Origin of the sequence: Wolbachia endosymbiont of Madathamugadia hiepei, assembly GCF_013366855.1 — a bacterium.
In the GTDB taxonomy this organism is placed as follows: Bacteria; Pseudomonadota; Alphaproteobacteria; order Rickettsiales; family Anaplasmataceae; genus Wolbachia.
The window spans coordinates 1-12,486 of the sequence record NZ_WQMP01000014.1; the positions used below are offsets into that span (position 1 = coordinate 1).

18 protein-coding genes and 2 tRNA genes are annotated in these 12,486 nt (G+C 35.5%); 19 read left to right on the forward strand and 1 reads right to left on the reverse strand.

Annotation, left to right across the window (positions count from 1 at the left end; all coding sequences use genetic code 11):
* Positions 1 to 691: 691 nt before the first annotated feature.
* The 7 genes from GO685_RS00930 to fmt all read left to right on the forward strand — a co-directional run bounded on the left by GO685_RS00930 (position 692) and on the right by fmt (position 4,933).
* Positions 692 to 1,927: an MFS transporter gene (locus GO685_RS00930; protein WP_246226308.1), complete on the forward strand. Its 1,236-nt coding sequence runs from the start codon at positions 692 to 694 to the stop codon at positions 1,925 to 1,927.
* 54 nt (positions 1,928 to 1,981) lie between these two features.
* Positions 1,982 to 2,287 carry an integration host factor subunit alpha gene (locus GO685_RS00935; RefSeq protein WP_175937162.1) on the forward strand — a complete coding sequence of 102 codons (306 nt, stop codon included), beginning with the start codon at positions 1,982 to 1,984 and terminating at the stop codon, positions 2,285 to 2,287.
* Complete coding sequence (locus tag GO685_RS00940) at positions 2,280 to 2,609, forward strand: MerR family transcriptional regulator (protein ID WP_175937163.1); 330 nt, start codon at positions 2,280 to 2,282, stop codon at positions 2,607 to 2,609. Before GO685_RS00935 ends, GO685_RS00940 begins: the two co-directional genes overlap by 8 nt.
* A gap of 206 nt (positions 2,610 to 2,815) precedes the next feature.
* A complete protein-coding gene (locus GO685_RS00945) occupies positions 2,816 to 3,259 on the forward strand; it encodes a PAS domain-containing protein (RefSeq protein WP_175937176.1) in 444 nt (147 codons plus the stop codon).
* Positions 3,260 to 3,412: 153 nt separating this feature from the next.
* The gene (gene rpmI, locus GO685_RS00950; RefSeq protein WP_041046057.1) at positions 3,413 to 3,619 is read left to right on the forward strand and encodes a 50S ribosomal protein L35; all 207 of its coding nucleotides are present in this window, start codon (positions 3,413 to 3,415) and stop codon (positions 3,617 to 3,619) included.
* 20 nt (positions 3,620 to 3,639) lie between these two features.
* Complete coding sequence (gene rplT, locus GO685_RS00955; protein ID WP_175937164.1) at positions 3,640 to 4,005, forward strand: 50S ribosomal protein L20; 366 nt, start codon at positions 3,640 to 3,642, stop codon at positions 4,003 to 4,005.
* A gap of 19 nt (positions 4,006 to 4,024) precedes the next feature.
* Positions 4,025 to 4,933 carry a methionyl-tRNA formyltransferase gene (gene fmt, locus GO685_RS00960; protein ID WP_175937165.1) on the forward strand — a complete coding sequence of 303 codons (909 nt, stop codon included), beginning with the start codon at positions 4,025 to 4,027 and terminating at the stop codon, positions 4,931 to 4,933.
* 58 nt (positions 4,934 to 4,991) lie between these two features.
* Here the strand turns inward: fmt and GO685_RS00965 are convergent, their stop codons facing one another.
* Positions 4,992 to 5,480, reverse strand: coding sequence for a hypothetical protein (locus GO685_RS00965; protein ID WP_175937166.1), 489 nt, complete (start codon positions 5,478 to 5,480; stop codon positions 4,992 to 4,994).
* Between the two features lie 204 nt (positions 5,481 to 5,684).
* Here GO685_RS00965 and carA point away from each other — a divergent pair, with 204 nt between their 5' ends.
* The 12 genes from carA to rpsC all read left to right on the forward strand — a co-directional run bounded on the left by carA (position 5,685) and on the right by rpsC (position 12,479).
* A complete protein-coding gene (carA, locus tag GO685_RS00970) occupies positions 5,685 to 6,830 on the forward strand; it encodes a glutamine-hydrolyzing carbamoyl-phosphate synthase small subunit (protein WP_175937167.1) in 1,146 nt (381 codons plus the stop codon).
* A 113-nt stretch (positions 6,831 to 6,943) separates the two neighbouring features.
* Positions 6,944 to 7,026 (forward strand) — tRNA-Tyr (locus GO685_RS00975).
* A gap of 4 nt (positions 7,027 to 7,030) precedes the next feature.
* A tRNA-Gly gene (locus tag GO685_RS00980) sits at positions 7,031 to 7,102 on the forward strand.
* Positions 7,103 to 7,180: 78 nt separating this feature from the next.
* Complete coding sequence (tuf, locus tag GO685_RS00985; RefSeq protein WP_175937168.1) at positions 7,181 to 8,356, forward strand: elongation factor Tu; 1,176 nt, start codon at positions 7,181 to 7,183, stop codon at positions 8,354 to 8,356.
* Positions 8,357 to 8,424: 68 nt separating this feature from the next.
* A complete protein-coding gene (locus GO685_RS00990) occupies positions 8,425 to 8,727 on the forward strand; it encodes a 30S ribosomal protein S10 (protein ID WP_052463338.1) in 303 nt (100 codons plus the stop codon).
* Positions 8,724 to 9,410 carry a 50S ribosomal protein L3 gene (gene rplC, locus GO685_RS00995; protein WP_175937169.1) on the forward strand — a complete coding sequence of 229 codons (687 nt, stop codon included), beginning with the start codon at positions 8,724 to 8,726 and terminating at the stop codon, positions 9,408 to 9,410. Before GO685_RS00990 ends, rplC begins: the two co-directional genes overlap by 4 nt.
* A 41-nt stretch (positions 9,411 to 9,451) precedes the next feature.
* On the forward strand, positions 9,452 to 10,066 hold the full coding sequence (gene rplD / locus GO685_RS01000; RefSeq protein ID WP_175937170.1) for a 50S ribosomal protein L4: 615 nt from the start codon (positions 9,452 to 9,454) through the stop codon (positions 10,064 to 10,066).
* Entirely contained in the window at positions 10,063 to 10,350 is a 288-nt protein-coding gene (locus GO685_RS01005) for a 50S ribosomal protein L23 (protein WP_175937171.1), read from the forward strand. The genes rplD and GO685_RS01005 overlap by 4 nt, the downstream gene beginning before the upstream one ends.
* A gap of 1 nt (position 10,351) precedes the next feature.
* A complete protein-coding gene (gene rplB, locus GO685_RS01010) occupies positions 10,352 to 11,176 on the forward strand; it encodes a 50S ribosomal protein L2 (protein ID WP_175937172.1) in 825 nt (274 codons plus the stop codon).
* A gap of 3 nt (positions 11,177 to 11,179) precedes the next feature.
* Positions 11,180 to 11,464 carry a 30S ribosomal protein S19 gene (rpsS, locus tag GO685_RS01015; RefSeq protein ID WP_041045211.1) on the forward strand — a complete coding sequence of 95 codons (285 nt, stop codon included), beginning with the start codon at positions 11,180 to 11,182 and terminating at the stop codon, positions 11,462 to 11,464.
* Positions 11,465 to 11,469: 5 nt separating this feature from the next.
* Positions 11,470 to 11,820 carry a 50S ribosomal protein L22 gene (rplV, locus tag GO685_RS01020; protein ID WP_175937173.1) on the forward strand — a complete coding sequence of 117 codons (351 nt, stop codon included), beginning with the start codon at positions 11,470 to 11,472 and terminating at the stop codon, positions 11,818 to 11,820.
* 38 nt (positions 11,821 to 11,858) lie between these two features.
* The gene (gene rpsC, locus GO685_RS01025; protein WP_175937174.1) at positions 11,859 to 12,479 is read left to right on the forward strand and encodes a 30S ribosomal protein S3; all 621 of its coding nucleotides are present in this window, start codon (positions 11,859 to 11,861) and stop codon (positions 12,477 to 12,479) included.
* Positions 12,480 to 12,486: the final 7 nt, after the last annotated feature.

The window sequence follows — 12,486 nt, forward strand, 5'->3', positions numbered from 1 at the left end:
TATGCATTGGGTAACCTCCTATTGTTGCTAAAATACTGGAGTTTACCCTATTTCTCTCTCTACTCTCTTTCTAATCCATAGTTAGCGTTAGAAGCAATAGGTAACAGTGGAAAAAAGTTATAACGTTATCCAATAGAAACGAAAAAAACTACTTGACAAATCTCACCATCCCCATTATTATAAAATTGTAGGTACTCAGTTATCTTCACCTGTGCAGATTAAATGACAGGATTATAACGTAGTTGGCGTCTTATGTTTAATTTTTTGCACTATGTGCGCCTTATGTCTTTATTAATTTCACCTAGGTTTCTAGGTTTTTCCCTATACAAGCTGAAACGCGCTTATAAGTCGTTTAAGACAGTATAGTACGCCAATTTGCAGGATTAGAGAGTGAGCAACTTCTAACACGGGTTTTTTTTCTGCTTAGTAAATTTCTTAGCGTTAAAGCTAAGGGTCTGTTGCAGTTTAAAAGTCGCTAAATTGCAGCGTTTAAGACTTAAAAAAACTCCAATACTGAAAATAGACAATGACCAGGGCTTCTTTTGTCTTGTTTTTCTATTTAATAAATTTCTTAAGCATAAAGGTTATACTAACTTTCGTTATCAAACAAGATACATAATAAACTCGCTAAACCTCTAATCGTAGGGAAACTTTTCAATTTGTCCTATTACCACTGGGATTTGGTATAATAATGGGATTTGATATTAGTATCAATAAATTACTTATAAAAACAAATCTTATGGAAAGCAGGGCTAAAGCTTGGTTCGTTTGGCTGATCAGTAACTTGATTGTTATATTCAGCAACATGCAGATAATTTATACTTTTATAAGCGTAGATCTTGAAAAAGAACTTGGGCTCACAATCGTACAAGTTGCACTGGCAAATTTAGCTTACAGTTGGACTTTTGCCATCTCACAGTTTTTTAGTGGGGCAATGTTTAATACTTTTTCCAGTAAAAAAATTTACTTTTTCTCATTATCAACTATGATCCTTGGGTTTCTTGTTCTCATTAATAGTGAAAACTTCTCCCATTTGATCTTATCTCAAGTGTTAATTGCAATTGGAGCTTCGTTTGGCTTTGTTGGTGCTGCTCATATAAGTAGCACCTGTTTTCCCGTTGCCCAATTTGGGCTGATGTTTTCACTAGTGCAGACAATTTCAAGCCTTTCTGCACTGGTAATTCAAATATTGTTCTCTAGCTTTCTCGCTGAAGGTATATATTGGCAAAATCTGATCATGTGCATAATACTACTTGGTGTGTCAATATTTGTGCTTATGTTCTTCTACCCAGAAGTACTCTTAGGAAGAAGTTTAGAAAAACATACAATAAAGAGCTCCATAAAAACGGTAATATGCTCTATACTTACAGTGCTAAAATTAAAAGATATCTGGATAACCTCAATAGTGGGTGCTATTACTTTTGGAACATTTTTAGCGCTTAACACTTTGTGGGCACCGAGGCTACTGAGCAGCTTAGAACTTGATGCAGTGGAATCAGGTATAGCAACTGCAGTGTTATGGCTTGGTCTTGCAATTGGTGCACCGATTGCAGATCGAATCTCAAACTTATTTGAAAATAGAAAGCATGTAATCTCCGCTTTCGCTCTGCTACAAGGCGTTTCGATTATTATTTTACTGTGCAGCCATTTAACGGCTCATATCGTACATTCTTGTATGTTAATGTTTGGGTTTTTTGCGGGAGGACATATGCTTAATTTTACTGTTGGCAGTGAAATTGTAGAGCGAAAACGCATTAGCACGTCGTCATCTGTTATCAATGGATTTATGTTTATCGTGGGTGGAATCATAGCATCAATGCTAGCACTTTTTACAGATCATCAAATGACACTTCTTACAATACTTGCAGCATTGGCAGCTGCCAGTATTTTAAATTATGCTACAAAAGAGACATACCCTCAAAAATAAAGTAGCTGAATCTTGAGTCAATTGTTATATTATATTCACATATTGTAATAAATTATGGATTACGTTACAACAAAAGATATGACAGTAACTAAAGCAACAATAGCTGAGGATATAAATCGAGAAATTGGTTTATCAAAAGAAGACTCTGCTGCAATAATAGACGATATATTGGATGAGATAAAGGCAGGCTTAGTGAAGGATGGAATAGTCAAAATATCATCCTTTGGGACGTTTCTAGTTAAAAAAAAGAAGGAAAGGCCAGGAAATATACCAAATACACCAAAAAAAGTAGTAGTTCAGGCAAGAAATTCAGTTTCTTTTAGACCTTCAAAAGTGATAAAAAAATTAATCAATGAATAAGGAAAAATTACTCTACACGATCGGAGAAGTAGCTGAAGAGCTACGTGTAGAACAGCATGTTTTAAGATTCTGGGAAAGCCAATTTCGTCAAATTAAACCCATAAAACGTAAGGGAAGAAGGCTATATGATCATAAGTGTATAGAGGCTATAAAGAAAATAAAGTATATGTTATATGATAAAGGATATACAATAAAAGGAGTGCAAAAAGAATTTAATAATGATGTAAAAATCGATCGCGGTTCAAAAGATTTATTGCAAGAACTTACCGACCTAAGAGACTATTTAATTAGTAAAATAAATAGCGAAGAAGGTAATAAATAGCCGTAAGCGCAGTGCAGATGTATGTCATATAGCCGAAGGACCAATCAAGAAAGTGTGAGCTCACGTTAAAGAATGGTTAAAAAGGTACCCGTGTAAATTTCCAAACATCATGGGAACTCTCTTAATACGTAACTTGCGATTAAGAAAAAATCAATACATTCACAGTAGATTCAGCTTATATCTATGTTTTTTGTGTGGATGTTGGAATGGAAATTTACGCAGGCAAAGAAAGAAGAATAGCGAATGTAGTGACTCAGCACTGGAGTGAAATAAAAGGATCAGATAGAGACTGGCCAGAAAGGCATGAGATAGATACTGCTGAAATAATGGAATCTTGGCAGCATTGTTTTATTATTGAAGTTAATAACCGAGGTTATATCTGTGAAAATGCGGGAGAAAAGGCTGTTGAGTTCTATGGTTTTGAAAAGAACATGTGTATTGATAGTAAATATGCGGTTGATGCACCATTTTTGCGGCTGTATAAAGTGGACGCAGTTATTGATAAACTTGATACTATAGTAGATAGTAAGTGCCCAATCAACGAAGAAGAAGAAAGTGAAAGTGTTAAAATGAGGCAAGTATTGTTGCCGCTTGGAGATAGAGAAGGTATAACACATATATTGGGCGTAATTACATTTAAGCTTCTTTAATATGCAATTTTAGCTTGTATTGTAGCTTCAGATTACATATTATAGTAGTATTGTAGCTTGTAAGTTGCAATACTATTTGATTCTTTAATAAAGTTATTTATATTACTAGCTAATTGCTACTAAAGAATTCGATGATAATGTTTGTGAATTTATATGAAGAGAATGAAATTGAAAACCAAATCTTCCGTTAAAAAGCGTTTTAATCTTACAGCTAAAGGCAAGGTTATTTCTACTCAATCAGGCAAAAGGCATGGCATGATAAAGAGGAGTAAATCTAACATCCGTAACCAGCGTGGTACAACGATTCTTGGTAAATCTGATTCGCGTATAGTTAAGCTTTACATGCCTTATGGTATTTAACAAAATGGAGGTAAAATAGAATGGCTCGAGTAAAACGTGGGGTTACTACCCATGCTCGTCACAAGAAAATATTAAAGTTAGCAAAGGGCTATAGAGGATGTGCAAAAAGTTGTTACAGAATTGCTTTACAAAGGGTTGAAAAAGCATTACAATATGCTTATAGGGACAGAAGAAATCGCAAGCGCGATTTTCGTAGCCTGTGGATAATACGTATCAATGCAGCAGTAAGAGAGCATGGGCTTACTTATGGTAGATTCATGTATGGTCTCACGCTTGCTGGAATTGGCTTGAATAGAAAAGTCCTTGCTGAAATGGCTGTTAATTATAAAGATGATTTTGCAGAACTAGTAGAAACTGTAAGCGGCAAATTAGCAGAAAATTCTTGATTTCTTTAAGCAAAGCAGCATGAGAGTTGTTTTCATGGGGTCACCAAAATTTGCTGTTGGTGCGCTGAGCTTGTTATTGAAGTCAGGGAATAAGATAATAGCAGTATATACCAAGGCCCCGAAACCTTCGGGGCGTGGACAGAAACTGACGAAATCTCCAATACATGTTATTGCTGAAGAAAATGGTATAGAGGTGTGCATTCCTGCCTCTCTAAAATCTTCGGTAGAGCAAGAGCAGTTTAGAAATTTCAAACCAGACGTTGCAGTTGTTGCTGCATATGGGTTGATACTTCCAAAAGAAATTTTGAATATTCCAAAATATGGTTGTATTAATATTCATCCTTCGCTGCTGCCTAGATGGCGCGGTGCGGCTCCCATACAGCACACAATTTTGGCGGGAGATCAGGAGACTGGGGTTAGCATTATGCAATTGAACGAAGGATTAGATTCTGGCCCTGTTTTAAAACAGAAAGAATTTCTGATTGAAAAAAACGACAATTACAAGACATTGCATGATAAACTGTCTGCACTGGGTAGCAATTTACTGATGGAAGTGTTAAATGAAATTGAAAAACAGGTTCCTTCAGAACAAAACGATGATAATGCATGCTACGCTGATAAAGTGGAGGACTATAAAATTTATGCGAGTGATACTTGCGAAGCTGCTTATAGGAAAGTTAAAGCATTTTATCCCAAAGCGTTTGTCAAGATAGAGAATAAACGTTTCAGGATACTCGATGCTGACTTTGAATTAAATGCTCCTTTAACTTCAGCGCAAGGTGAGATTGTTAATGATAATATGCACATAAGTTTGAGGGGCGGCACTTTAATTCCTAAAGTTGTGCAAATGGAAGGAAGAAACCCCTGCAGTGTTAAAGATTTTGTCCGTGGATTAAAATTTAGCATAGTAAAAAAGCTTATAGAATAAACTGCACAGCCAGTTTGTAATAGAAAAACACAAACAGGCAATGCAACCATAAGGTGAGCTACACCTGACGGCTTTGTTGTGGAATAAGCTTTTCAATGTTACTAACAATAAAGTCAGTTGTACTGTCAGCTATTTCATCTAGTTTTTCGTTTATGTCTTTACCTATTTCTTCATCTTTAAAACGTCCGTATAGAACTAAAGCAGCTACAGCTGTACATGTTGCAGTTAAACCAATTTGTGCTATGGTAAACAGTGATAGCCCACCTACAAATATAGATAATAATCCAAGAGCTAGGTTTATAATTTTGTTTTGTGTTGTTTGTTGTGTTGCTTGACTTTGACCTTCCTGTTTATCTTCTAAGGCTTTAGATATTGCTTTTAAAGCAACTTTCATCGCTATTACTACAACCGGAACTATAATTAGTCCTATAGCTATTTTTGCTAAAAGAAGAATTGACGGTAGCATCATTACAAATAATAGCAAGCCAGCTCCTATAGCCAGCCACTTCCCATTTATTTTTTTAGATTGATTTTCATTATCAGGCATTGTAACCCTCCACTTTGTTTAATAACTTATTTACATCTAACAGGAAGTGCGAAGGTGGTCAAGATATATTTTATGTGAAAGAATGTATTGAAAGGTTTTTTATGTTATTCTCTGTTAACTTATAGTCAAATTTAAAATTTTAGAAGGAGTTACGTATTGTTTAGAACCCTTATATACTGTTTTGAATCAGTTAGAGAGAATTGAGTGCAAGATGCGATTTTAGTTTTACAAGATGGTAAATGCTTTTTAGGAAAATCAGTAGGTAAGAAAAGCAAGTGCATAGGTGAGATCTGTTTTACCACTGGTATCACTGGTTACCAGCATACTATAACTGACCCCTCTTTTGCCGATCAAATTATAACGTTCACTTTTCCTCATATTGGCAACATTGGAATAAACAGCAAAGATAATGAAGGAGGAAAGAAAATTTTTGCGAGTGGTGTGATTATGCGTGAACTTTCTTCTGCATCTCATCCTTCATCATGTATCAGTTTAAATGATTGGTTGGAGAGAAATAACGTAGTTGGAATATCAGGAGTTGATACTAGAGCCTTGACAAGATATTTGCAAAAACATCGACCCCAAAGTGGGATTATATGCCCATTGACCCGCTCTCCGATGTGTGACGCTGGAATCTATAATGACCAAACTACTCTTGTAATAGATGGTCTACTGGATGAATTGAAGAAATACAAACCTTTAAATGGAGTGGAGATAATCAATAAAGTCAGTTTAAGTAATAGCTTTAAAAACGATCTTAATGCAAAATACAAAGTTGTGGTGATTGATTTCGGTGTAAAAGCTAGTATAGTTTCACGCTTAATAGAACTTGGTTGTGCAATTGAACTGATTAAGCCAGATAAAGGTTTTGCTCAGAAAATATTAAGTATGGATCCAGATGGTATAGTACTTTCAAATGGTCCTGGTGATCCACAAGAAATAGGAGAAAGTATGATTCTAGAGGTAGACGTTATTATAAAATCTAAAATACCAGTCTTTGGCATATGCATGGGTCACCAATTGCTTGCAATTACTTTAGGGGCAAAGACCTTCAAGATGAATGTTGGTCACCGAGGAAGTAACCATCCAGTTTATAATGTAAGTGACGGGAAAGTTGAGATCACCAGCCAAAATCATGGATTTGTTGTTGATCCATCTTCTCTACCAAGTGACGTTGAAGTTACTCATATTTCTCTGTTTGATAATAGTATAGAGGGAATAATGATGAAGAACTACCCGGTTTTTTCTGTACAATACCACCCAGAAGAAGCTCCAGGTACGCACGATTCACATTATCTATTTAGGCACTTTATTAACAGTATTGAGTTGCATAAAATGAAGTCTGCATAATTTTAACCTGGCAAGGTTTTATTGCTTGATTTTTTAGTTTTAGACATTTAATATTAAATATAATAAAAGATTAAGTTAAGATACTGGGGTAGTGCTCTCTTAACAAATTTTGTGGAGGAGTGACCGAGTGGTTAAAGGTAACAGACTGTAAATCTGTCCGCGAAAGCGTACGTAGGTTCGAATCCTACCTCCTCCATTGTGCGGGTATAGCTTAATTGGTAGAGCTCTAGCCTTCCAAGCTAGTGGAGTGGGTTCGAATCCCACTATCCGCTCTTTTTTTTGTTGTGTTTTTATAAAATCAACATATTATTTACTTATGTATTTGTATTTTAGGTAGAAAAGTTTAAGTTATGACACAAGTAGTAGAAGCATTTGGCAAGCCGCATATGAATGTGGGGACAATAGGGCATGTGGATCATGGGAAGACGACATTGACAGCGGCGATAACAAAGTATTATGGGAATTTTGTAGCATACGATCAAATAGACAAAGCACCAGAAGAGAGGAAAAGGGGAATAACGATCGCAACAGCACACGTTGAATATCAGACGGAAAAGAGGCATTATGCACATGTTGATTGTCCTGGGCATGCTGACTATGTAAAAAACATGATAGTAGGTGCAGCACAGATGGATGCGGCAATATTGGTAGTGTCAGGAGTTGATGGACCGATGCCACAAACAAGAGAACACATATTACTAGCAAAGCAAGTTGGTGTTAAGCATATTGTGGTATACATAAATAAAGCTGATGTTGCTGATCACGATATGATTGGTTTGGTGGAGATGGAAGTCAGAGAATTGTTAACAAAGTACGGCTTTCCTGGAGATGAAGTACCAGTTATTGTGGGTTCGGCATTGAAAGTGCTGGAAGGTGACGAAAATAGTGAATATGGAAAAAAATCAATGGATAAATTGATGAAAGCATTAGATGAGTATGTACCTGATCAGCCGAGGCCTGTGGATTTACCATTTTTAATGCCAATAGAAGATGTATTTTCGATATCGGGGCGTGGAACTGTAGTAACAGGAAGAATAGAAAAGGGAGAAGTAAAGATGGGTGAAGAGATAGAAATAATAGGTCTGAAAGCAACGCAAAAGACGATATGTACGGGTGTTGAGATGTTCAAGAAGTTACTAGACAAGGGATGTGCAGGGCTCAATGTAGGGATATTGCTGAGGGGAACAAAGAGAGAAGAAGTGGAGAGGGGGCAAGTATTAGCAAAGCCAGGAACAATAACACCGCATAAGAGGTTTAAGGCGGAGGTGTATATATTGAAGAAAGAAGAAGGAGGGAGACATACGCCATTTTTTGCAAATTATCAGCCACAATTTTATATAAGGACAACAGATGTAACGGGAAGTATAAAATTGCTGGAAGGGAAAGAAATGGTAATGCCGGGAGATAATGTAAGTATAGAAGTGGAATTGCAAGTATCAATAGCGATGGATAAGGGATTGCGTTTTGCAATAAGAGAGGGTGGTAGAACTGTTGGTTCTGGTGTTGTTTCTGAAATTTTGGAGTAGACGTGGTGATTGAAGTAGAGCAAGTTGGATATATTATAGGTGAAGCTTTTGATTGTTCAAAATTAGAAATGTATATTGGAGATTCTGCACGTGTGTTAAAGAATAAACTTAAGCATTTTGGTGTAAAAGTGTCCGGCCCGGTTGCATTGAAAAGGAAAAATTTTAGGTTTGATACTAATAGGTCTCCTCACGTTGATAAAAAATCTCGTGAACAGTTTGAACAGAGAGCTTCTAAGCGTTTGATTGTTTTATATGGTCTCACCCCTGCTGTGATGCAAATGCTTGGAGATTCATCTCTTTTTCCTCCTCCACCTTCCGGTGTGGAAACTTATTTAAAGATCAAAAAAGTCAAGTTTAAGAAAGAGAAATGAAAAGAATGAATTTGTTGAAAAGAATCGGTTTATTGATGACAAATATTAGTCATACTGCTATATACTCTGATAGTGGTCGCATGGTTGTAACTTTATTGCATCTTAGTGAAACTTGTATTGTTGATGTGAAAGAGCAAGATAAATGTGGTTATAATTCGGTTATTTTAGGTACTGGAGATTTTAAAAATATTGCAAAACCTCAGTTAGAATACTTAAAGAAGAGAGGAATAAATAGTAGATATAGACTATATGAAAGTAGATTGAGTGATCTCTCAGGAATAGAGTGTGGTAAAAGAGTGGGAGTTAACCATTTTGTGGTTGGTCAATATCTTGATATTACAGGTTATTCTGTAGGTAAGGGGTTTGCTGGTGTAATGAAGCGATATAATTTCAGTGGGCTTAGGGCATCTCACGGTGTTTCTATTGCTCATAGGTCGCAAGGTTCTACTGGTCAATGTCAGGATCCTGGTAGAGTATTTAAAGGAAAGAAAATGGCTGGTCATTTAGGTAGCAGCAGAGTAACTGTACATAACATGAAAATATTATCTATCGATCATGAAAATAGTATAATTGCTGTAAAAGGTAACAACGTTCCTGGATTTAAAAATTCTTACGTTTTTGTGAGAGATGCAGTTAAAAAGCCTTTACATAAAGATATTCCTTTTCCGGTGGGTCTACTGTGAGATGCAAATGATGATAATGCTAGTGGTTTGGTAAATTAGTTATGGAATGTAAATTAGTTAATCTATCTAATGATAATATAGGTATTGTTCAGCTTAACCCTTCGATGTTTTCTGTTAAGCAAAAATTGAGTGTTTTGCATGATATAGTTAGATGGCAGTTAGCGAAGAGGAGAGCTGGTACTCACAAAGCAAAAGGCATCAGTGATGTTTCTGGTACAACAGCTAAGCCTTATAGTCAAAAACGCACTGGTAGAGCAAGACAAGGAAGCTTGCGTTCTTCTCAGTTTAGGGGTGGTGGAGTTATTTTTGGTCCTGTTGTGAGGAGTCATGCCTATTCTCTTAACAAAAAGGTACGCAAGTTTGGTTTAAAAGTTGCTTTATCTCTAAAATATTTTAATAATCAATTAATCATTCTTGATAATTTGAATATTGATGTGAAGAAAACATCTGAAATGTGTAAATATATTAAAAATTTCCAATTTTCTTCCTTTCTGATAGTTGGTGATTATGGAGATGGATTGCTGCGCGCTACTAGAAACCTACACCATGTAAACTTGATCAAGCCTATCGGGTTGAATGTTTTTGATATATTAAATCACGAATGCATAATGTTAACAAGTGATGCTTTAAAATATCTTGAAGGTAGATTGTTATGATTAAATACAATGATATAATAAAATATCCTATAATTACGGAAAAAGCCTCTTTTTTAAGGGAGAAATTTAATAAATATTCTTTGTATGTTTTCGTGAATGCAAATAAGCATAAAATAAAGTTGACAATAGAGTCTCTATTTAGCGTTAAAGTTTCCTCTATAAATATTGTTAGAGTTAAACCTAAACGTAGACGCTTTAGAGGCGTGGTTGGCTACGAAAAACAAAAAAAGAAAGTTTATTTTTCTTTGATGGATGATCAAAAGTTAGATATAATGAGTGTTTAATATGGGTATAAAATTTCTTAATCCTGTTACTCCATCCTCTCGTGGAACTGTGTTAGTAAGTAAAATTGGTTTGTCAAAAGATAAGCCAGAAAAGCTTCTTACATTTGGTAAAAAGTCTAGTGGTGGAAGAAATAATTACGGTAGAATTACAACTCGTCATAAGGGTGGTGGTCACAAAAAGAAGTACAGAATTGTAGATTTCAAACGTAATAGAAATGATCAAGGTATAGTTGAGAAAGTAGAATATGATCCAAATAGAAGTGGGTTTTTAGCGTTAATATCATATAAGAGCGGCAATACTAAATCTTATATACTAGCTCCACAAAACGTAAAGCCTGGTGATGTTGTAATGTCAGGAGATGATGCTGATATATTGCCAGGCAATTGTTTATCATTGAAGTGTATACCTGTTGGTTCTTTTGTTCATGGTATTGAGCTGAAGCCAGGTAATGGTGCTGTAATTGCTCGAGCTGCTGGTTGTTATGCACAAATTGTTGGTCGTGATGGCAATTATGTTTTATTACGGTTGAGGTCTGGTCAAGTTAGGTTGATTTTGTCTTCTTGCAAAGGTACTATTGGTGTAATGTCTAATCCTGATCGTAAAAATAGAAAATTAGGTAAAGCAGGAAGAAATAGGTGGTTGGGAGTTAGGCCTACTGTTCGCGGAGTTGCTATGAATCCAGTGGATCATCCTCATGGAGGTGGAGAAGGAAAGACTGCTGGTGGGCGTCACCCTGTTACTCCTTGGGGTGTTGCAACAAAAGGAAAGAAAACTCGGAAGAGAAATAAATTTAGTGATAAGTATATAAAACAATTGAAAGGTTAGTTTATGAGTAGATCTGCGTGGAAACCACCTTTTTGTCACCCGTCAGTGCTAAAGTTAGTGAATAGAGCTTTAAAGGAGGGTTCTATTAATAAGGTGATAAAAATTCATTCTAGAGCTTCTGTAATTCTTCCTAATTGTTTAGGTTTAAAATTTGCTGTTTATAATGGTAAAGATTACATTCCTGTTAATGTTAATGATCAGAATATGATAGGTCATAAATTTGGTGAGTTTTCGCCTACTCGTAAGTTTACTGGGCATAGTGGTGATAAAAAGGCAGCAAGAAGGTAATTAGTATGAAAAACAAGTACACAGTAATTAAAGCTAGTTCTAGAGTTTTAAAATCCACTCCTCGTAAGTTAAACTTGGTTGCCAATTTAGTACGCAATAAAAAAGTTTCTTTTGCTACTGTGCAATTGAGGTTTTGCGAAAAGAAAGCTGCTGGCCTTATAGGGAAAGTATTAAATTCTGCAATTGCTAATGCTCAATATAATTATGGATTAGATATTAATAATCTATATATAAAGGAAGTTTTGGTAGGTAAGTCTTTTACTTTGCGTAGAGTGTTCCCAAAAGCTATGGGTAGAGCTAATAGAATTAGCAAGCATTACAGCAATATAACTATAAAGTTAGAGGAAATTATATGATTTGTAAGAGTATAAAATGAGTGAGGAAAGTGTAAAATATGGGGCAGAAGGTTAATCCTATAGGATTTAGATTAAAGATAAATACTAATACCTGGGATTCTATTTGGTATGCTAATAAAGATTACAAAGAAAAATTGCATCAGGATTTATCTATTCGCAGTTACATAAATGAGTCTTTTAAGCACGCTGGTCTTTCCAAAATAATTATAGAGCGCAAAGTTGATTTAGTGTCTGTAACGATATATTCTTCTAGACCTGGAGTGATAATAGGTAAGAAAGGCTTGGATATTGAGAAGGTAAAACAAAAAATATCTGAGAAAGTAAAAAATGATGTGGAAGTGAATGTAGTAGGAATAAAAAGGCCTGAAGTAGATGCAGCTTTAATATCAAACAGCATAGCACAGCAATTAGAGAAACGTGTTTCATTTAGAAGAGCAATGAAAAAAGCTATTCAAAGTTGTTTGAGAATGGGAGGTGGAGGTATCAAGGTAAGCTGTTCTGGGCGTCTTGGTGGAGCTGAGATAGCTCGTACTGAATGGTATAAAGAAGGTCGTTTGCCTTTACACACTTTACGTGCTAATATAGATTATGCTTTTTGTGAAGCAAAGACTATATATGGTATTATAGGAGTTAAGGTTTGGGTTTATGTTGTTAATTAAGACGTAT